Origin of the sequence: Pseudomonas capeferrum, assembly GCF_000731675.1 — a bacterium.
Classification (GTDB): domain Bacteria; phylum Pseudomonadota; class Gammaproteobacteria; order Pseudomonadales; family Pseudomonadaceae; genus Aquipseudomonas; species Aquipseudomonas capeferrum.
The window spans coordinates 2610659-2632180 of the sequence record NZ_JMIT01000001.1 but is presented as its reverse complement, the minus strand read 5'-3'; the positions used below and the strand labels follow the sequence as shown (position 1 = coordinate 2632180).

Sequence of the window (21522 nt, the reverse complement as noted above, 5' to 3'; positions counted from 1 at the left end):
AACAGAAACATGGAACTGGTAAAACGCTTCATTGGCCTGCCCCTGCCGCAGCGCAAGCTGTTTCTTGAAAAGCTCGCATCGAAAGGCATGAGCCTTGCGCAGTTGCCGATCCCACAAAGCCGTGGTGATTTCGACCAAGTTCCGCTTTCCTTCGCTCAGCAGCGGCAGTGGTTTCTGTGGCAGCTTGAGCCGCAAAGTTCTGCCTACAACATTCCCGCTGCCTTGAAGTTTACCGGTGCGCTGGATATCGCCGCTTTGCAGCGCAGCTTCGAGTCGTTGATCGCCCGCCACGAAACGTTGCGCACTACCTTCCGGTTGGAGGGTGAGCAGACCGTACAGGTCATTCATCCGCACATGCCGTTCGAGCTGGTTGTGGAGGCTGTCGAGGCCACAGCGCCGAGCGGTGTTTGTGCCAGCCTGGAAGATGAGGCCCAGCAACCCTTCGATCTGGAGCATGGGCCGCTGATGCGGGCCAGGCTGCTGCAGTTGGGGGCGCAAGAGCACGTGCTCACACTGACGTTGCACCACATCGTGGCGGACGGATGGTCCTTGCCGGTGATGGTGGATGACCTGGTCAGGCTCTATGAGGGCTACAGCCAAGGCCGCGACGTGCTGTTGCCGACGCTGGCGATCCAGTACGCCGACTATGCCATCTGGCAGCGGGCCTGGATGCAGGCCGGTGAACAGGACCGGCAACTGGCCTACTGGAAAGAGCAGTTGGGGGACCAGCAGCCGGTGCTGGAGCTGCCGACTGATCGCCCGCGCCCGGCGGTCTACAGCCAGCAAGGCGCACGGCTGGAAATCCCGTTGGGCGGGGAACTGGTCGGTTCGCTCAAGCAATTGGCACAGCAGCAGGGCGTGACACCCTTCATGCTGTTGCTCGCCAGCTTTCAAACGCTGTTGCACCGTTACTCCGGGCAGGCGGATATCCGCGTGGGTGTGCCGATCGCCAACCGCAACCGTGCCGAGACGGAGCGCCTGGCGGGCTTCTTCGTCAATACCCAGGTACTGCGTGCCGAATTCGAACTGAGCACCACCTTTACCGAGCTGCTGGAGCAGGTCAGGAAACGTGCATTGGGCGCACAGGCGCACCAGGACTTGCCGTTCGAACAACTGGTCGAGGCCTTGCAGCCAGAGCGCAGCCTCAGCCACAGCCCATTGTTCCAGGTGATGTACAACCACCAGACCGAGACCAAAAAGGGCGCAGGGCGCAACCTGCCTGGCCTGGTGATGGAAGAGATCGCCTCGGACAGCCACGTGGCCAAGTTCGACCTGGCACTGGACACGTTCGAGCACGAAGCCGGTATCAGCGCGGCGTTGACGTATGCGACCGATCTGTTCGATACGGCCACCGTCGAGCGCATGGCAGGGCACTGGTTGAACTTGCTCGTCAGCATCGCAGGGCAGCCGCACCAGCCTGTTGCTGGCTTGGCAATGCTGAGCCCGCACGAACAGCAGTTGGTCATCAAAGACTGGAACAGTACCCAAGCCGATTACCCTGCCGAACGCAGCCTGCACCAGTTGTTCGAGGCCCAGGTCAAGGTGTCACCCGATGCGCCGGCATTGCTGTTCGGCGAGCAGGTGCTGAGCTATACGGCGTTGAATCAACGGGCCAACCAGTTGGCACACAGACTTCGCGAGCAGGGGGTGGGGCCGGATGTGCTGGTGGGCATCGCCATGGAGCGCAGCCCCGAAATGGTGGTTGGCCTGCTGGCGATCCTGAAGGCGGGTGGCGCCTATCTGCCGCTCGACCCTGAGTACCCGCAGGACCGTATCGAGTACATGCTTGAGGACAGCCAGTCGATCTTGCTGCTGTCCCAGTCGCACCTGCTTGCGCGCATGCCTGAAGCGTTTCATGCCCGGACCTTGTTGCTCGATCAGTTGTCGCTGGAGGGCTACCCGGTAACCGATCCGGTCTGCATGACCGAACCGGGCAATCTGGCCTACAGCATCTACACCTCCGGGTCCACGGGCAAACCCAAGGGCGTGTTGATCGAGCATCGCAACGTAACGGCGCTGATTGGCTGGGCGCTGACGGTCTATAGCCAACAGGACCTGTGTGGTGTGCTGGCATCTACTTCGATCTGTTTCGACCTGTCGGTGTGGGAGCTGTTCGTCACGCTGTCGGCTGGAGGCTACGCGGTGCTCGCTGCCAACGCCCTCGAGCTGCCGCACCTGGCGGCCAAAGACCGGGTGCGTCTGGTCAACACCGTGCCATCGGCGATCAAGATGCTGCTTGAGACCGGCGAACTGCCGGCGACCGTGCGCACCATCAACCTTGCTGGAGAGGCGCTGAAGCAGTCGCTGGTCGACGAGTTGTATGCGACCGGGCATGTGCAGCAGGTTTATGACCTGTACGGCCCCTCCGAGGACACCACCTACTCCACCTTTACCCTGCGTTGCGCCAATGGCAGGGCGAACATCGGCCGGCCGATTGCCAACAGTGCGGTTTATCTGCTGAGTGAGGCCGTAGCGCCGGTACCGGTAGGGGTAAACGGTGAGTTGTACATGGCCGGTGCTGGGTTGGCACGGGGTTATCTCGGCCGCCCTGGGTTGACGGCCGAACGCTTCATTCCTGATCCGTTCGATGAGCAGGGCGGCGGCAGGATGTACCGCACCGGGGACCTTGCCCGTTATCAGGACAATGGGCTGATCGAGTACGCAGGTCGCATCGATCATCAGGTGAAGATCCGCGGGTTCCGTATCGAACTGGGGGAGATCGAGTCACGTCTGCAGGCTCAGGAGGCTGTCCGCGAAGCGGTCCTGTTGGCTCAGGACGGCCCAACTGGCAAACAGCTGGTAGGTTATGTGGTACCGGCCGACGAGACCGTGATGGCCACTCTCGCGCGGCAATCAGCGCTGCGCGATGCGCTGCGTGGCCAGCTCAAGCAAACCCTGCCGGAGTACATGGTGCCAGCGCAGTTGGTATTCCTTGAGGCGCTGCCGCTGACCCCGAATGGCAAGCTGGATCGCAAGGCACTACCGCAGCCCGATATCAGCCTGTTCCAAGTGGAATACCTTGAACCTCGTACTGAACTGGAGCGGGATATTGCGGCTGTCTGGGCCGGCGTGTTGAAACTGGACAAGGTAGGGCTTACCGACAACTTCTTCGAACTCGGTGGCGACTCGATCATTTCCTTGCAGGTGGTCAGCCGTGCGCGCCAGGCGGGCATCCACTTCACGCCCAAGCAACTGTTCCAATACCAGACCGTACAAGGTTTGGCTTCGGTTGCCCGGTGTGCGGACAACGTTGTCATCGACCAGGGGGCAGTTACCGGCACCACGCCGCTGACTCCGGTTCAGCACTGGTTCTTCGATCAGGCGATGGCGCAACCTCACCACTGGAACCAGTCGGTGCTGCTGGCACCAAGCGTGAGCATTGATCCGCAGCATCTGGCTACGGCGCTGCAACGCGTACTGCAGCAGCATGACGCCCTGCGCCTTGGTTTCGATCAGGCAGACGGACAGTGGCAAGGCACGTTCAATGAGGTCGATACGCAGGGCATCCTGTGGGATCGCTCGTTTAGCGACATGGACTCGCTTTTGCACGCAGCCGGTGAGGCGCAGCGCAGTTTCGCGCTCGGCGGCCCGTTGGTGCGGGTGCTACTGGGCACGCTGCCGCAGGGTGAACAGCGACTGCTATTGGTCGTCCATCACCTGGTCGTTGACGGTGTGTCATGGCGCGTGCTGCTGGAGGACCTGCAGCAGGCCTACCTGGCAGCCTCGGCCGGCCAGCCTGCCGAACTGCCTGCCAAGACCAGCGCCTACAAGGCGTGGGCCGAACGTTTGCAGGCTTATGCCAAGAGTGCCGATCTGGCCCAGGAGCTGACCTACTGGCACGCACAACTGCAACATGCTGACGATGATTTGCCTCGTGATCATCAGCAAGGTGGCAATCAAGTAAGTCACGCCGCCTATGCGAGCACCCATCTGGACGCGGAGTGGACCCGCAAGCTTCTGCATGAAGCGCCCATGGCCTACCGTACCCAGATCAACGACCTGCTGCTTGCAGCGCTGGCGCGGGTGGTAGCACGTTGGACCGGGCGCTCCAACGTGCTGGTACGCCTTGAAGGACATGGCCGCGAGGACGTGTTCGACGACCTGGACCTGACACGCACCGTGGGCTGGTTCACCAGTATCTATCCGGTGAGCCTGAGCGCTCAGGCGCAACTGGATAGCTCGATCAAAGTCATCAAGGAACAACTGCGGGCAGTACCCAACAAAGGTATTGGTTACGGGCTGCTGCGCTATCTTGGCAGCGATGACAGTCGGCAGGTTCTGGATAACCTGCCGCAGGGCGAAATTGTCTTCAACTACCTGGGGCAATTCGACGGCAGTTTCCAGGAAGAAGGCAGCGTCTTCACGCCTGCCAAGGAGTACGGCGGGGCCAATCAAAGCGACGATGCGCCATTGGGTAGCCTGTTGGCATTGAACGGGCAGGTTTACGCTGGCGAGCTGAAGATGGGGTGGACTTTCAGCCGGGAACTGTTCAACGAGTCGACCATTCAGCGGTTGGCTGATGAGTACGCCGAGGAACTCAAGGCGCTCATCACTCATTGCTGCCAGAGAACGAATCGTGGGATTACCCCGTCGGATTTCCCTCTGGCGTGCTTGAGCCAGGCTCAACTGGATAGCCTGCCCGTACCCGCTGCCGACATCGCCGATATCTACCCGTTGGCACCCATGCAGCAGGGCATGTTGTTCCATACACTGTATGAGCAGGCGGCCGGCAACTACATTAACCAGCTACGGGTGGACGTGGACGGCTTGGACGTGGAGCGTTTCAGGCAGGCCTGGCTGGGGGCACTGGGTGCGCACGATATTCTGCGAACCAGTTTCGTCTGGCAGGGGGATCTGGACCAAGCGGTGCAGATCGTGCACAAGCATGTCGAGCTGCCGTTCAAAGAACATGACTGGCGTAATCAAGCGACAGAAGATCATGCACTTGAGGCATTGGCCGAACGCGAGCGACAGCGCGGTTTTGTGTTGGATGCAGCACCTTTGCTGCGCCTGGTGCTGGTAAGGACAGCTGAAAATCGACATCACCTAATATGCACCCATCATCACATCCTGATGGATGGATGGAGTACCTCGCGTCTGTTGGGTGAAGTGCTCCAGCGCTATGTTGGCCACCATCTGCCGGCCCAGACGATGCACTATCGCGACTATATTGCCTGGTTGAAGCGCCAGGACGCTGGCGCTGCCGAAACCTTCTGGAAGGCTCAACTGGCCGAGCTGCAGGAACCCACTCGCCTGCTCCGGGCAACACGAATGTCCCCACCAGCGAGCGCTTCTGGGTATGACGCCCATCACCAAGTGTTCGATCGTGCACAGACTTTGTCGATCGAAGCCTTTGCCCGGGCCAATCGGGTCACGGTAAACACGCTTGTGCAGTCGGCATGGCTGCTGCTATTACAGCGCTACACTGGTCAGGCTAGCGTGGCTTTCGGCGCGACTGTGGCAGGTCGCCCCGCAGACCTGCCAGGCGTGGAAGAGCAGATCGGTCTATTCATCAACACCCTTCCTGTGGTGGGCACACCGCGTGCTGAGCAAACCGTCGCGGATTGGATTTCTCAGGTCCAGGCGGGCAACCTCGCAGTGCGTGAATACGAACATACACCGTTGAACGAAGTGCAACGGTGGGTTGGGCTGGGCGGTGAGTCCCTGTTCGATAACGTCTTGGTGTTCGAAAACTACCCAGTATCCGAAGCCCTGCAGCAGGGAGCACCTCAGGGGCTGCGTTTTGGTGAAGTCGCGAATCGCGAACAGACCAACTACCCGCTTACCGTGCTGGTTAACCTCGGTTCGACGCTCTCGATTCAGTACAGCTATGATCAAGCACTATGGGCCAACCCTGCCATCTGCCAGGTAGCGGAACACTTCCAGAATCTTTTGCATGCCTTGGTCCTTGATGCAACACGAGTAATCGGCGACCTGCCGTTGATGGGGGCGCAGGAGCAAGCTCTGGTCATAAAGGACTGGAACCACAGCCAGAAGAGTTTCCCAAGTGATCGTACGCTTCATCAATTGATCGAGGCCCAGGTCGAAGCCTCACCACATGCGCCCGCGCTGAGCTTTGGCGAACAGACGCTGAGCTATGATGAATTGAACCGTCGCGCCAACCAGCTGGCGCACAAGCTACGTGAGCTTGGCGTAGGCCCGGACAGTCTGGTGGGCATTGCTGTCGAACGCAGCCTGGAGATGGTCGTAGGTTTGCTGGGCATCCTGAAGGCCGGTGGCGCCTATGTACCGCTGGACCCGCAATCCCCGCAGGATCGCCTGAGCTACCTATTAGAAGACAGCGGCATTGATCTGCTGCTGACCCAGGGGCACCTGCGTGAAGCCTTGCCAATTCCTGCCGGCATCCACTGTGTGAACCTCGGCGACGCATCGCTGGCCGACTACAGCGAAGCCAATCCGCAGGTAGCTGTTTCGCCACACAACCTGGCCTATGTGATCTATACCTCGGGTTCCACTGGCAAGCCCAAAGGGGCACTGCTCGCTCACCACAACGTGGTGCGCTTGTTCGCGGCAACCCAGGATTGGTTCCAGTTCGACGCTAGCGACGTGTGGACAGTGTTCCATTCCTATGCCTTCGACTTCTCGGTCTGGGAGTTGTATGGCGCATTGCTGTATGGCGGCAAGGCCGTCATTGTCCCGCAGGATGTGGCGCGTTCTTCGCAGGACTTCCACGCCTTGCTGGTAAGCGAGAAGGTGACGGTGCTCAATCAGACACCTTCGGCGTTCCAGCAACTTATACCGATCGCCTGCGAGGCAGCACAGGCCGGCAATCAGTTGGCTTTACGTCACGTTGTGTTTGGCGGTGAGGCTCTGGATGTGAGCAGCCTCAAACCGTGGTTCGAGGTGTTTGGTGATGCCCACCCACGCATGATCAACATGTATGGGATCACCGAAACCACTGTACATGTGACCTACCGCCCGATCTGCCGGGATGACTTGAAAAATGTCGGCAGCAGCCCGATTGGCGAGGCTATTCCCGACCTGACCTGGTACCTGCTCGACGATGCTCTGAATCCGATCGTACCGGGTAGCCAGGGTGAGTTGATGATCGGTCAGGACGGGTTGGCTCGCGGTTATCACGGTCGGCCGGCATTGACCGCTGAACGCTTCGTGCCGAACCCGTTCGATACCCAAGGAGGGCGCTTGTATCGTTCGGGCGACTTGGCACGTTACTGCGGCGACGGGGTGATCGAATACCTGGGGCGGATTGACCATCAGGTGAAGATTCGCGGATTCCGAATTGAGCTGGGGGAAATCGAGGCACGTCTGCAAGACCAGGTTGCTGTGCGCCAAGGCGTGGTACTGGCCCAGGATGGCCCAAGTGGCAAACAGTTGGTGGGCTACGTGGTGCCGGCCGATAGCGCGGTCCTGGAAAGTTTCACAGCCCAGGCTTTACTGCGCGATGCCTTGCGCGAAACGCTCAAGGCGAGCTTGCCGGAATACATGGTACCGGCTCATGTGCTGTTCCTCGCCAGCTTGCCGTTGACCGGCAATGGAAAGCTGGACCGCAAGGCCTTGCCCCAAGCGGATGCGAGCCTGCTGCAGGGCGAATATGTCGCCCCGCAGAGCGCGCTTGAGCAACAGATAGCAGGTATCTGGGCCGATGTGCTGAGGCTGGACAAGGTCGGTCTGAACGACAACTTCTTTGAATTGGGTGGCGACTCCATCGTGTCATTGCAGGTGGTCAGCCGTGCGCGTCAGCAGGACATTCAGTTTACGCCCAAAGATTTGTTCCAGAATCAGACTGTGCAAGCACTGGCTGCGGTTGCGCAGCGTTCGACCAGTACAGCTATCGACCAAGGGGCAGTTATCGGCGCTACTGCGCTGTTGCCGATTCAGCATTGGTTCTTCAACGCTGATATTCCTCAGCGTCATCATTGGAACCAGTCCGTGTTGCTGATGCCGCACGAGACCTTGGCGCCGGAGCCGTTGAACAAGGCTCTGCAGGCTGTCGTGGCGCATCACGATGCGTTGCGTCTGCGCTTCGAACAGGGCAATGATGGTTGGCAGGGTTCATTCAGCGATGCCATGTGCGAAGTACTCTGGTGCCGCAAGGTCGACGATGCGCAGGCTCTGCAGCACCTGGCGGTCGAAGCCCAGCGCAGCCTTGATCTTCAACAGGGGCCGTTGCTTCGGGCAGTACTGGCGGAGTTGGCTGATGGAACTCAACGGCTGCTGTTGGTAATTCACCATCTGGTGGTGGATGGCGTCTCCTGGCGCGTGCTGCTGGAGGACCTGCAACAGGCTTACCAGGCGCAGCAAGCTGGCCATCCGCTGAAATTGCAGGCCAAGACCAGTTCATTCAAAAACTGGGTCGAGCATTTGCAAGGCTATGCCACAAGCGACAGCCTGCGATCAGAACTGAGCTACTGGCAGGCGCAGTTGCAAGGGACGAGTGATGAGCTGCCCTGTGATTATCCGCACGGCAGTAACCTGGAGCGCGACTCGGCGTCGGTCAGTATCCGTCTGGACCGGGAACTCACGCGACAACTCCTGCAGGAAGCACCGGCAGCCTATCGTACGCAGATCAATGACCTGCTGCTGACCGCGCTGGCACGGGTGATCGGCCGCTGGACCGGTCGCTCCGATGTGCTGGTGCGTCTGGAGGGCCATGGACGTGAAGACCTTTTCGACGGCGTCGACCTGAGTCGCACCGTGGGCTGGTTTACCAGCGTGTACCCGGTAAAACTCAGCCCGAAAACCAGCCTTGTCGATTCGATCAAGACCATCAAGGAGCAGTTGCGAGCGGTGCCTAACAAAGGCCTCGGCCATGGTCTGTTGCGCTACCTGGGCAGCCCGGAGGCGCAGGCGACCTTAGCGGCTTTGCCGCGTGGCGAGATTGTGTTCAACTACCTCGGGCAGTTCGACGCAAGCTTCGACCAGCAGTCGGGCTTGTTCGTCCCAGCGAAGGAATATGCTGGCGCCACTCAGGACGAGCATGCACCGCTAGGCAGCCTGTTGGCCCTGAATGGCCAGGTTTACGGCGGTGAGCTGAAACTGGGTTGGAGCTTCAGTCGGGCACTGTTCGACGAGTCCACCATCCAGCGCCTTGCCGACGACTATGCGCAAGAGCTTACGGCGCTGATTACCCATTGCAGCGAGCTTGAGCACCGTGGAGTGACGCCTTCGGACTTCCCGCTGGCCGAGCTTACACAGTTGCAGCTCGACAGCCTGCCGCTGCCTGCCGAGCAGATTGCCGATATCTATCCGCTATCGCCGATGCAGCAGGGCATGTTGTTCCATACCTTGTACGAGCAGCAGTCCGGTGACTACATCAACCAGCTGCGGGTCGATGTTCACGGCTTGGATGTGGAGCGTTTCAAGCAGGCCTGGCAGGCGGCGGTGGATACTCACGCCATCCTGCGGACCGGCTTTGTCTGGCAGGGCGAACTGGACCGGGCGGTTCAGGTGGTGCACAAGCAGGTCGTGCAAGCGCTCGTCGAGTATGACTGGCGAGGCCAGCCGGCGTTGCAGGAGGCCGTGCAAACGCTGGCTGAAAGTGAGCGACAAGCTGGCTTCGAGCTCGACCAGGTACCGTTGCAGCGTCTTACGCTGGTGCGCACGGACGACAATTGTCATCACTTGATCTACACCAACCATCACATTCTGATGGACGGCTGGAGCACCTCGCGCTTGCTGGGTGAAGTTCTGCAGCGATATGCAGGGCAACATGTACCGGCGCTGACGGCGCCCTATCGCGATTACATCGCTTGGCTGCAGCGCCAGGATGCAACGGCCGCTGAAACCTTCTGGAAGGCTCAACTGTCCACGTTGGAAGAGCCGACACGACTGTCGCAAGTGGTACGTCACGGTGCTGGCGAGCTGCATGGCCAGGGTGAATACCATCAGGTGTTCGACTCCGCGCAGACCCAACGCATCGAGGCCTTCGCTCGCGCCAACCGGGTTACCGTCAATACCCTGGTGCAATCGGCATGGTTGCTGTTGCTGCAACGCTATACCGGGCAGTCCACTGTTTGCTTCGGCGCCACAGTGGCAGGGCGCCCGGCGGACCTGCCAGGGGTGGAGGAACAGATCGGTCTGTTCATCAATACCTTGCCGGTAATCGGGTCGCCGCGTTGCGAGCAGACTGTAGCCGAGTGGATTGCACAGGTGCAGGCGTGCAACCTGGCGTTGCGCGAGTTTGAACATACGCCGCTGAATGCTGTTCAGCGGTGGGCGGGCCTCGGGGGGGAAGCACTTTTCGACAGCCTCCTGGTATTCGAGAACTACCCGGTGTCACAAGCCTTGCAGGAGGGTGCGCCAGACGGCTTGCGCTTCGGGCAGGTCGCCAACCTGGAACAGACCAACTATGCCCTCACCCTGGCGGCTACCATGGGTGAAACACTGTCGATTCAGTACAGCCATGCCCGTGCCTCTTGGGGCGATGCTGCCGTCGAGCGCCTGGCGGAGCACTTCGCAAACCTGCTGCGAGCACTGGTCGAAGATGCCAACGTAGCGATCGGAGAGTTGTCGCTCCTGGGGGGCGCCGAACGCCAGTTGCTTCTCGATGACTGGAATCGCAGCGAGGCAATTGCCTTGTCGGGCCAATGTGCCCATCAACGCTTCGAGGCGCAAGCCAATGAGCGGCCGAATGCTGTGGCGCTGGTATTCGGTGAGCAGCAGCTGAGCTACCGTGAACTGGACGTGCAAACCAATCGTTTGGCCCACCTGCTGATCGCGCGTGGGGTTACCGCCAACAGCCTGGTTGGGGTCGCTGCGGAGCGTGGCCTTGCGCTTGCCGTCGCATTGATCGCCATTCACAAGGCGGGAGCAGCCTACGTGCCGCTCGACCCTGAGTATCCGCAGGATCGCCTGGCCTATCTAATCAAGGACAGCGGTATTGGATTGCTGTTGGCAGATGCAGTGTCCATGAAGCGACTGCCGGTTCCTGCCGACCTGCCTTGTGTTGGCCTCGAACCTGGAACGCGGTGGTTGGAAACATTCAGCGCCGCGCCCCTGCAATGCGCGGTCACGCCGGACAGCCTGGCCTATGTCATCTACACCTCCGGCTCCACCGGTATGCCTAAAGGCGTGGCCATACCTCATCATGCCCTCTCGGTTTTCTGCGAGGTCGCCAGCGGCTACTCGCGGCTGACTGCCGATGACCGGGTGCTCCAATTCGCCACGTTCAGCTTTGACGGATTCATCGAGCAGTTCTTCCCGCCATTGTCCTGTGGGGCGTGCGTGGTGATGCGTGATCAGCAGCTCTGGGACACCGACACCTTCAGCGAGCAGGTCATACGTCATGGCGTCACGGTGGCCGATTTACCGGCGGCCTACTGGCGTCTGCTGGCGCTGGATCGACGTGAACCGCAAGCCTATGGCCAGTTGAAGCAGATCCATGTCGGTGGTGAAGCTGTCGCACTAGATGGTCTGCAGGCGTGGCTGGCAGATGGCCCGGCGAATGTGCGGCTGCTCAATACTTATGGGCCGACCGAGGCCACTGTGGTTGCTACGACTTATGACTGCTCGAGACTGGCGCAAGCACCCTTGCCGGAGAGCGGGGTACCGATTGGTCGCGCAATTGGCGGGCGGGTGATGCGGGTGCTGGATGACAGCCTGTCGCCTACACCGATCGGTGTTCCGGGGGAGTTGTACATCGGTGGCGATGGCTGCCTGGCGCGCTGTTACCACCAGCGCCCGTCGCTGACTGCCGAACGGTTCGTCCCTGACCCGCTGGCTGAAAAAGGTGGCGCACGGTTGTACCGCACGGGTGACCTGGGTTATTTCGATGAGCAGGGTGAACTTGCCTATCGTGGCCGCGCCGACCATCAGGTCAAGGTACGCGGTTTCCGCATCGAGCTTGGTGAGGTCGAACAACATCTGCAAGCGCATCCACAGGTGCGCGAGGCGGCGGTGATTGCCGTGGATCATGCTGGCGGCAAACAGCTGTGTGGTTATGTAGTGCCAGCGGAGGGTGCGCCCGATGAACCTGCATTGCGCGACGCGTTAAGGGAGTCGCTCAAGAGCAGCTTGCCGCACTACATGGTTCCGAGCTACCTCATAGTGCTAGATAAGATGCCCATGACGCCGAGTGGGAAGCTTGACCGCAAGCGTCTGCCTAGCGTCGATCAAAGCCAGTTGCACAACCAATACGTGGCGCCCTGTAATGAGATTGAGCAGAACTTGGCGGATATCTGGGCGGCTGTACTCAAACTCGAAAAAGTTGGGGTCACCGATAACTTCTTCGAGCTAGGGGGCGACTCGATCATTTCCCTGCAGGTTGTAAGTCGGGCCCGCCAGGTCAGCATCCAATTCTCTGCAAAAGAGTTGTTCCAGCATCAGACGGTACGCCAACTGGCGGCTGTCGCACGCCGTGAAGAGGGGACATCGATCGACCAAGGCCCTGTCACCGGGTCTAACGCGTTGACGCCCATCCTGCAGTGGTTCTTTGAGGAGGACATTCCATCACGTCACCACTGGAACCAATCGGTGCTGCTCAAGACCCGAGAGCCTGTGATGGCCGAGTGGTTGGAAGCTTCGTTGCGAACATTGCTTACGCATCATGACGCGCTGCGTCTGCGTTTTGCATCACAGCAGGGCAGTTGGCAGGCGCAGTTTGCCACTGACACCGATCAGGATTTGGTGTGGGTGCGCAGGCTGGAAACGGCACAAGAGCTTGCTCCATTACTGGAGCACGCCCAGCGCAGTCTGGATCTGGCACAAGGCCCGTTATTGCGAGCAGTGCTGATCGAAATGCCGGATGCTACACAGCGAATACTTCTGGTGATCCATCACCTCGTGGTTGATGGCGTGTCGTGGCGGATACTGTTAGAAGACTTGCAGCAAGCCTATAAATCACAAAGCACCGGACAGCCGCTGACGCTGCCAGCGAAGACCAGCTCGTTCAAGGCATGGGCTGAGCGTCTGCAGGCATATGCCACAGCCCCCGTACTGCAAGAGCAATTGAATTATTGGCAAGACCAGTTGCGAAATGTGGACGATGCGCTTCCTTGTGATCACCCCCAAGGCAGTAATCAGATCAAGTGTGCCACCAGCGTAAGCAGTCGACTCGATGCTGAGTGGACGCGAAAGCTGTTGCAGGATGCACCCGCAGCCTACCGGACGCAGATCAATGATCTTCTACTAACAGCCTTGGCCTGCGTGGTCGGACGATGGACTGGACGCTCCAACGTGCTGGTACGCCTGGAAGGCCATGGTCGCGAAGATATATTCGACGACGTTGACCTGAGCCGTACGGTCGGCTGGTTTACCAGCATGTACCCGGTCCGTCTCAGCCCGCAGCTGACAATCGACAACTCGATCAAGGCCATCAAGGAACAACTGCGCGCAGTGCCAGACAAGGGGCTGGGCTACGGCCTGCTACGTTATCTTGGGGGCGAGGAATGCGCGGCGACGCTGGCGGCATTACCGCAGGGCGAAATCGTCTTCAACTATCTGGGACAGTTCGACGGCAGCTTCGATGAGCCATCAGGGTTATTCGTGCCGGCCAAAGAAAATGCGGGCTCTACGCAGGACCCGAACTCGTCTCTAGGTAGCCTGCTGACTTTGAATGGTCAAGTGTTCGGGGGGGCGCTGGAGCTTTCCTGGTCCTATAGCCGCGAGCTGTTCGATGAATCGACCATCCAGGGGCTGGCAGATGCGTATACCGAGGAATTGAAAGCGCTGATCGCACATTGCTCCCAGAAGCCGCATCAAGGCGCGACCCCATCGGATTTCCCGCTGGCCGGCCTTACACAGGCACAGATGGACAGCCTGCCTGTGCCTGTGGCGCAAGTAGCCGACATCTATCCGTTGTCACCGATGCAACAGGGCATGTTGTTCTACAGCGGTCAGGGTGGCGAAACGGGGCTTTACATAAACCAGACTTCGGTCGCTGTCGAAGGGTTGGAAGTCGAGCGATTCGTTGAAGCGTGGAATCAAGTGATTGCGCGTCACGATATTCTGCGCACCGGATTCTGGTCGTCTGCGCAGTTGGGACACCCCCTGCAGATTGTTCATCGACAAGTGGACTTGCCTGTACGCGTACTCGATTGGCGGGACCGGGATGCTGCCGAAAGCGCGCTGCAAGTGCTGGTAGATGGCGATGCGGCGCAAGATTTCGACATGCTGCGGGCGCCATTGATGAGGGTGACACTGGTGAGGCTGGACGATCAGCGGATGCAGCTGATCTGGACGCGCCACCATATTTTGATGGACGGTTGGAGCAATTCACGTCTGCTGGGTGAAGTGTTCCAGGCTTACCATGGCCAAGCCTTGGTGGGGGCTGCTGGGCGCTTCGGTGAATACATTCGTTGGCTTGAAGCACAATCGCAGAAGGAACTGGAGACGTTCTGGACGGCCAAGGTGAGCCAGATTGAAAGCCCGACACTGCTCGCCCAGGCAGTATTACCAAGGCCGGACACCGACTTGTCAGGGCACGCGGCGCTTTACTTGCATTGGGATTTAGAGCGTACGGAGCGGCTGCGCTTGACAGCGCAAGGCCTACGTGTGACGCCCAACACGCTTGTGCAGGCAGCTTGGCTGCTGCTGTTGCAGCGCTACAGCGGACAAGAGGCAGTATGCTTTGGTGCCACTGTAGCTGGTCGGCCAGCCAGCCTGCCAGGTGCTGACGAAATGCTGGGCTTGTTCATCAATACCTTGCCTGTGGTGCAAGCACCTGCTGCCCAGCAGCGAGTCTGTGACTGGTTACAGCAACTGCAGAGCTACAACCTGGAACTACGCGATCATGAGCATGCGGCGTTGTCCAATGTTCAGCGTTGGGCCGGGCGCCCAGGCCAGGCATTGTTCGACAGCATTCTGGTGTTCGAGAACTACCCAATCGATGAGCGCTTGAACAGTAGCAGCAACAACGCTCTGCAATTTGGTGAGGCCAACGATCGCGATGTCACAAACTATGCGATGGATCTGGCTGTGCACCTGACTGATACCTTCTCGGTCGAATTCATGTACTTACGCGACAGTTTCAGCGAGGCCGGTACTGCTGCGATTCGCGATAGTTTCGAGTGCTTGCTCAACGCGATTCTGGCGAATCCGCAGGCTACCGTGGGTAGCCTGGACATGCTTAGCCCTGCCCAGATAAAGCAAGCCAGCCAGCGCAACGAGTTGCACACGAACCCAGTCGACATGCCGCTTTTGGCCAAGCGCATCTGCGCGCAGGCTCAGGCACAGCCTGACGCAGTGGCGCTGATCTGCGGCGAGCAGCAACTGACCTACAGCGAACTGGAGGAACGCGCTAACCGTCTTGCCCACTACTTGATAGCGTTGGGTGCCAAACCTGAAACAACGGTGGGTGTTGCACTGGAGCGCTCGGTGGAAGTGATCATCGCTTTCTTCGCAGTGATGAAAACCGGTGCTGCTTATGTGCCTCTGGACATCGATTACCCTCAGGATCGACTGCAGTGGATCGTCGAAGATTCGGCAATGCACTTGCTGCTGACCAGTAGTGGTTTGCGTCAGCGCTTCACCGAGGTGGCGCAATGTGTAGAACTGGACCTTTTGGACACGGTGGGCCTCACGGCGAGCGTGCCGCAGGTGCAGGTGCAAGATGACAATCTTGCCTACCTGATCTACACCTCCGGTTCGACCGGTAAGCCAAAAGGCGTGGCGGTCAGCCATGGGCAGATCCGCATGCATTGCCTGGCCATTGCCAAACTCTACGAGATGGATGAACGCACGCGCGAGTTGCTGTTCATGTCATTCGCTTTTGATGGTGCTCAAGAGCGTTGGTTGTCGACGCTGACGTCGGGTGGATGCCTGGTCATTCGCGAAAACCGCCTCTGGACCGCTGAAGAGACGTGGCAAGTGTTGCATGCACAACGCATCGATATCGCTTGCTTCCCTCCGGCCTATCTCCAGCAGTTGGCAGAGTTCGGCGAAACCCAACAGCAAGCAACACCACCTGTTCGGATCTACTGTTTCGGTGGCGATGCGGTGCCAGATGCCTTGTTCGAGTTGGTCAAACGCACATTGCGTCCGCAGTACTTGACCAATGGCTACGGACCGACAGAAACGGTGGTAACACCCTTGCTGTGGAAAGTGTCGGCAGAACAGTCCTGTCAGGCGGTGTATGCACCGATCGGTGAGCGGGTCGGCGAGCGAACCTTGCACGTCCTGGACCAGAACCTGAACCCATTGCCTGATGGTGTGGCCGGCGAGTTGTATATTGGGGGCCATGGACTGGCGCGTGGTTATCACCAGCGTGCGGCGCTCACCTCCGAACGCTTTGTCGCGGACCCGTTCGCCGTGGGTGCACGCCTTTATCGTACAGGTGACCGAGTTCGCAGGCGTGCCGATGGCGTTATCGATTTCATTGGCCGCCTGGACAACCAACTGAAAATACGTGGCTTCCGAATCGAACCGGGCGAGATCGAAGCACGTCTGCGCAATCAGGTGGATGTCCGCGACGCGGTGGTTGTTGCGCGTGAAGGCGCCATCGGCAAACAACTCGTAGGCTATGTGGTAAGTGGCGCTCAGGCAGCCACTGCTACGCAGCTTCGTGAAGCTTTGCGGTGCGAGCTACCTGACTACATGGTACCCGCGCAGATTGTGGTACTGGAGGCGATGCCGCTTACACCGAACGGCAAGATTGACCGTAATGCGTTGCCGGCGCCCGACTTTGTCGGCCATAGGATGCACCTTCCTCCGCGCAACAACGTAGAGCAGGCCTTGGCGCAGATCTGGCAAGAGGTGTTGAGCGTTGATCAGATCGGCATCAATGACAACTTCTTCGAGCTGGGTGGCGATTCTCTGCGGGTGTTGAAAATGCTGTCCAAGGTTCGCTCGCATGTCGGTCTGCATTTGGATCTGAAGCTACGCGATGTGATGGCAAAGCCGACTATTGGTGAGCTGTCGGGCTACTCAAGCGTAGAGGTGGATCTTGACCCCGTGCTGTTACTCAATGCTCGTGTTGAGACGGCTACGCCGCTTTTCTGTCTGCATGCAGGCTTTGGCACTGTATTTGACTACGAGCCACTGGCGCGTCGTCTAGAAGGTGTGTGCAGTGTGTATGGCGTGCAGTGCCGTATGTTGCTTGATCGTCAGTGGAAGGACGAGTCTCTTCAGGCGATGGCCATCGATTATGCGCAGTACATCCGTCAGAAACAGCCAGAAGGGCCGTATCGACTTGCAGGCTGGTCATTGGGTGGCACGCTCGCAATATTGGTGGCTCAGGAACTGGAAATCCAAGGCGAGACAGTTGCAATGCTTGGTCTGGTGGACAGTTTTGTTCCTCAAGCAACTGATGATCAGACGGCAGAGGATTGGAGCGATGACTTGCACGGCTTCCTCAGCGTGTTGCTGGGCGTTTCCAAGGACGCGCTGGAGGTTCCACCTGTACCCGCTGGCATGGGGGGCGCGTCACTGCAGCTGCTTATTGAGGAGATTCGTTCTAACCCGCTCGGGCAATCTATGTACGCCGATATCGACAGCTCTGAACTGGCTCATACGTTCGAGGTGGCGATGCGTTTGAAAGCGTTGTCGCTCAACATTTCAAGCTTGCCTCGGCTCAAGGCTCGTGCGACATGCTGGTGGGCGGGGCATGTGACGCCTGCATGGAACATCACTGTTCGCACAAGTCAGTCGGTGGCTGCAGGGCATTACGACATTCTCAAGCATGCTGACGTAATTGAGGGCTTAGCGGCGCAGTGGTTGTTGGAGGGCTCCATGATCGATTGAGCGAGGTTGATTGATTTATCCAGCGTCAATTGACATGGCCCCGATCCCGCACCTTGAGGTTGCGGGTTCGGGGCCATGCGCTTTTTAGGCACCACGAAAAACGAGAGAAATCCACTAGCACAGCAGAGTGATTGGCTATGGAACGGACAGTGTCTTATGAATTTCGCGGGCACGCTCGTTAAGCGCTTGCTGTGAGCTCCCCGCAGCCTGACGTCACTAAAGTCCTATCGCATGGCAAGCAAGCTCAGGTGAGGCGGCGCTTGGTGGGGAGGATTTTAGTGCGCGGCCTTTCGAACAGTCGACACAGTAACAGGAGGGATTGATACAGAGAGGACGAGAGGATCAGAGAGGGGGGAGAGCAGCAGAGTATGGCCAGACCCAGGAGCAAGCCCAGGTTCTGGCCAACGAGCCTCAGAAGTCGTAGCGCAGTGTTACCGTGGCGTTGCGTGGTGCCCCGTAATGACCATAACTGCCAGCCATGCCAGCGTAGTACTTCTTGTCGAAAATATTATTGACGTTCAAGGTGGCGGCAAGGCTCTCATTGATCCGGTAGCGCGCCATCAGGCTGGTGACGAAGTAGTCATCCTGGGTCACATGGCTGTTGTAGCGGGCAAAGTTCAGCGTGGATTTCGAGTTCCAGTTCACACCACCGCCCAGGGTCAGTTTTTCCCACTCGCCAGGCAGTCGGTAAGTGTTCCAGAAGCGGAAGGTGTCCATCGGTAGTTGCGGGGTCAGGCGCTTGCCGTCAGCATCTTCGGTGCGGGTATGACTATAGCCGGTAAAGACATTCCAGCCTGGCAGCACTTCGCCCGACAATTCTACGTCCACACCTTTGGTTTCTGCACCGTCAACTGCGCGAGAAGCGATGAGACCACCCGAGTCAGGAACCACTTCATTGGTCGACTCGGCCAGGTTGTCTCGCTTGACCATGTACAACGCAATGTTGGCGTTCAGCCGGCCCTCGAGGAACTCACCTTTCCAACCTAACTCGTAGTTCTTTCCGACTTCAGGATCAAGCGGTTTGCCTGTGATATCTACGTTATTCTGTGGCTTGAAAATGTCGGTGTAGCTGGCATAGACGGATTGCTCATTCGTCAGGTCATAGACGATGCCTGCATACGGCGTGACGACACCGCGTTCTACCATTTTGTAAGGCGCGGGTTCATTACCAATACGCCACAGGGCGTAGTCGAACCGATAATTGGACGCCCGTGCCCCGAGAATCAGATGCAGATCATCGGTCAAATTAAAGCGGCTCGCCACAAAATAGCCGGACTGGCGGTTGGAAATATTGTACTGAATGCCGGGAATGATTTCGTCATCACCCGGTTTGGGGGTCTGGTTATCCCAATCGTAAAAATTGATATTCACATCGGGTCCAGAATCACCCCGGTGTTTATTTTCGTACTCGAGATAGTTATACCCAACTATCAGTTCGTGTGTTTGCCCCAACAGTTGGAATGGCCCCTGGAGCGTGGCGTCGACGCCTTTTTGGTGCTGTTTGGCAGTCACGATACCTGCGCTGATTTCGGTTGAACCATCGAGCTCCAGATAAGAGCGGTTGGTCGTAGTCGAGTAATAGGACGAAAACGAATCACGGTCAACATCCATGTAGGCAGCCGCCAGCTTGAATTGCCAGTCGTGGGCCAGTTGCTGCTCAAGGCCAAATGTGTAATTGGTCGTCGTGTAATCGTCGTAACCCCAACGTGCATCAGAACTGGTCGAGCGGGAAAAGTTTGTGGGTTGGCCGTTGGTGTAAATGATAGGTACACCCGGTGCACCGTTGACTTTGTAAGTCTGGCGATCAATCCCGAACCGAGCCACTGTGGTGTCTGTTACATCAGCTTCAACAACACCGTACAAGACATCTCGGTCTTGCGTGTACCAGTCCATGAACGTGTGGTTGTCCTGCTTGGCGGCAAAGAAGCGCCCCCGAACTCGACCGTCATCCGTCAGCGGGCCAGAGACGTCAGCTTCTGCGCGGTAGTAGTCCCAAGAGCCAACGCCTGCCTGAATGTGAGATTTGAATTCGCGTGTTGGACGCTTGCGGATCACGTTGACCACGGCACTGGGGTCACCTGCCCCCGTCATCAGGCCGGTTGCGCCACGGACGATTTCGATACGGTCGTACAACCCCACGTCCATAAGCGTACTGGGCATGTTACGCGTCTGGTTATCCTGATAGGTCGTCACACCATCAAACTGATAGATATTGATAGCGCTACCGCGAGAATAAATGTTGAAGCGTTCGCCACCATCCTGCGACATGGTGATGCCAGGGGTCTGGGTCAGGACCTCGTTCATGCTGCCCAGATGCTGGTCGTCCATGCGTTGACGCGTAACCACTGTAATGGTCTGGGGCGTTTCGCGAATAGAAAGGTTCATCTTGGTGGCCGTGCTGGTAACTCCCGTTGTGTAGGAGCCCGTTCCTTCCGTGGTTTCGCCCAGCCCGGCACTGTTCACATTGGTCGCTGACAGTTCGATTTGGCCGTCTTTTGCCGCCGCGCTGGCCGTCACGGTCACGGTATTACCATCAATCTGATACCGCAGCCCCGTCCCCTGCAACAGAATCCGCAACGACGACTGCAGATCATGCCGCCCCTTCAGCGCCGAAGACCGCAGCCCGCCAATGTCTTCCGGGCTGTACAGCAGCTGCGTATCCGTCTGCTTGGCCAGCGCCTGCAGCGCGGAGTTCATCGACTGCGCCGGGATATCCAGCGTCCACTCCTGCGCCTGCACCTGGAAAACCAGCGCGCTAGACAGCGCCAGGCCCATGCCGATGCGTGACAGCGCATGCCGGGGACGAAGCGAATGACGAATCAGTAAGGCTTTGGCGAGCGGGTTGAGCGCACTGGGCAAGGGCTTGGACATCGGGTTGCGTTCTCGTTGGCAGAGGGGTTTTTTTCTATGTGCTGTATGTGACGCAGCACCTGTGAAAAACCGGAACGATTCTTATTGACTGTTTTTTCGCAGGCGCAGCGTTAACCGTGTCACACGTTTCAGAGTTCGCGTGCTACGCGGAAACCGAGAAAATCACCACGGGTGGTTTTCAGCCGGTCATTGCGGTTGGCCGAGCGCGAGAAGATCGGTGGCTCACCCCAGTCGTTGCCGCGCATGTGCGCGCGGATGCACGTGGGGTCCTGGACCCAGGCGCTGCCGTCGCTGGGGGCGCCTTCGTAGCTTTCGTGGTAGCAGTCGGCGACCCATTCGTAGACGTTGCCGTGCATGTCGTACATGCCGAAGGCATTGGCCGGGTAGCTGCCCACGGGGGCGGTGAAGGTGTAGCCATCGCGGGGGCCATAGGTGTTGGCGTGCTTGCTGATTTCGTACTTGCCCGGCTCATCGAAGGGGAAGGGGAACGGGCCGGTGGAGCCGCCGCGGGCGGCGTATTCGCGTTCGGCCTCGCTGACCATGCGGTACGGTTTGCCGGTTTTTTTCGCCAGCCATGCGGTGTAGGCCTGGACTTCGTCATAGTCGACGCACACCGCAGGTTGGCGGGCGGTTTGTTTGTAGGTTGGCTTGCTGGCCTCGCACCAGCGGCCGGGGCGGTCGTCGCCGCTCTTGATGACGGTGCCGGTGGCCTTGATATAAGCGTCCAGCTCGCCAGCGGTGACCTGGTAGCGGCTCATGGCGAATGGCTTGGCAAAGGTCACGGTATGCAGCGGGCCTTCGTCGGGCTGGCGGCCGACTTCGTCGTCGGGGGCGCCCATCACGTAGCTGCCGGCGGGCAGCACTACCATCTCTGGGCAGTCCTTGCAGTCCTGGAATACGTCACCTGGCTTGGCCGCGTGGGCGTAGGCGCTGACCAGCAGCAGGCAGGTGATCTGGGCTGGCCGGTAGAGCCAGGTTTTTGCGTTCATTGGG

General features: G+C 58.9%; 3 protein-coding genes. 1 reads left to right on the top strand and 2 read right to left on the bottom strand.

Annotated elements, in window-relative coordinates; all coding sequences use genetic code 11:
• The first annotated feature begins 9 nt into the window (after positions 1 to 9).
• Positions 10 to 17658, top strand: a complete 17649-nt coding sequence (locus PC358_RS26660; protein WP_050506090.1) for a non-ribosomal peptide synthase/polyketide synthase — start codon at positions 10 to 12, stop codon at positions 17656 to 17658.
• 411 nt (positions 17659 to 18069) lie between these two features.
• Here PC358_RS26660 and PC358_RS11695 read toward each other — a convergent pair whose 3' ends face one another.
• On the bottom strand, positions 18070 to 20529 hold the full coding sequence (locus PC358_RS11695; protein WP_033699711.1) for a TonB-dependent siderophore receptor: 2460 nt from the start codon (positions 20527 to 20529) through the stop codon (positions 18070 to 18072).
• A gap of 128 nt (positions 20530 to 20657) precedes the next feature.
• Positions 20658 to 21518: a dihydropyoverdine dehydrogenase gene (pvdO, locus tag PC358_RS11690; RefSeq protein WP_077068505.1), complete on the bottom strand. Its 861-nt coding sequence runs from the start codon at positions 21516 to 21518 to the stop codon at positions 20658 to 20660.
• Positions 21519 to 21522 lie beyond the last annotated feature (4 nt).

Excerpts from the sequence above, each read along its gene's own strand:
- PC358_RS26660 (WP_050506090.1), top strand. The coding sequence starts at position 10 with ATGGAACTGGTAAAACGCTTCATTGGCCTGCCCCTGCCGCAGCGCAAG.
- pvdO (WP_077068505.1), bottom strand. The coding sequence starts at position 21,518 with ATGAACGCAAAAACCTGGCTCTACCGGCCAGCCCAGATCACCTGCCTG.
- PC358_RS11695 (WP_033699711.1), bottom strand. The coding sequence starts at position 20,529 with ATGTCCAAGCCCTTGCCCAGTGCGCTCAACCCGCTCGCCAAAGCCTTA.